Origin of the sequence: Psychrobacter sp. FME13, assembly GCF_014861395.1 — a bacterium.
Lineage (GTDB): Bacteria > Pseudomonadota > Gammaproteobacteria > Pseudomonadales > Moraxellaceae > Psychrobacter.
This window is the reverse complement of record NZ_RRYV01000316.1, coordinates 1-1,062: the sequence shown is the minus strand read 5'-3', so window position 1 is coordinate 1,062 and position 1,062 is coordinate 1. Positions and strand designations below refer to the sequence as shown.

The following is a 1,062-nucleotide window of genomic DNA, read 5'->3' as shown; positions in this document are numbered from 1 at the left end:
TCAATCAGGCAGCTTAATTCTATTTATTAGGTGTCTTAAGTTTGGGAGGGTTACCATGTCACCGATATTGTTTTGAGCGCCCGCGTATCCTTGAGCAGCAGCTTTTCTTAGCCACTTCAGAGTCTCTGCGTAATCCTGACTCACTCCTAGACCCTCATAGTACATGGCAGCTAAATTGTACTGAGCCAATGCAAAACCCTGATCCGCCGACTTCCGATACCACTCAACTGCTTTATCATAATCTTGCGGAATACCTTTGCCATTTTGATAAAAAGTGCCAAGATTATATTGAATTTCAGCATTACCCTGTTTGGCAGCTTTTTCATACCACTCAATAGCCTTAGCATAATTTTGACGTACGCCAGTGCCATTACTATACATCTCTCCAAGTGTATATTGAGAAGATTCTCTGCCTCTATAAGCAGCTTCTTTGGTCCATTCAAATGCTTTAACATCATCTTGACTTACGCTATCTCCTGTAAGGCGCATATAGCCAAAAGTCGCCTGAGTAGTCGCTATACCATGGTTTATGAGCTTACTTACGATTCCAAGGTCAGCAGCAGCTGGTAAGGTTAGAGCGCACGATAATCCTATTACCATGATTTTATAGATGACTGTCTTATTAAGTTTTGACATGATAATTATTCTTTCTCATTTAATTTTTGGAGAGACTAACAGTCTTATCTCATCACTATTTCTTCGAGCTTTGCTGTTTCACTCTAACAATTCAATCTTACCTTCAACGACATCTCTATCCGCCAAATGTCACGCTATATAAAAATTTATTTTGTCATATAGTTTATTCAATTTAAAAGTAGTACGAGACAGCCGAGTGTAGATGTATATTCAAAACTTCAAACGAGGTTAACGCTGCAATGCTTTTATAATGGAATGACTATAATACATTGTGTGTCTCATCCTGCTATTGATAAGTACAAAAAAACAGTTGAAATAGCATTTTGAATAAGAGGCTCAGATTTATAATAAGAAATATATTCATGGAAAACCCCCCTATGGCAGGATAGTTGTCACCCCTAAATAATAATTCCAAAGGGGACAATG

The 1,062-nt window shown here is 37.9% G+C and carries 1 protein-coding gene; it reads right to left on the bottom strand.

The features are described 5' to 3' along the window. A complete protein-coding gene (locus EI164_RS16285) occupies positions 1-636 on the bottom strand; it encodes a tetratricopeptide repeat protein (RefSeq protein ID WP_192521015.1) in 636 nt (211 codons plus the stop codon). Positions 637-1,062: the final 426 nt, after the last annotated feature.

Coding starts and splice junctions, on each gene's coding strand:
- EI164_RS16285 (WP_192521015.1), bottom strand. CDS start 636: ATGTCAAAACTTAATAAGACAGTCATCTATAAAATCATGGTAATAGGA.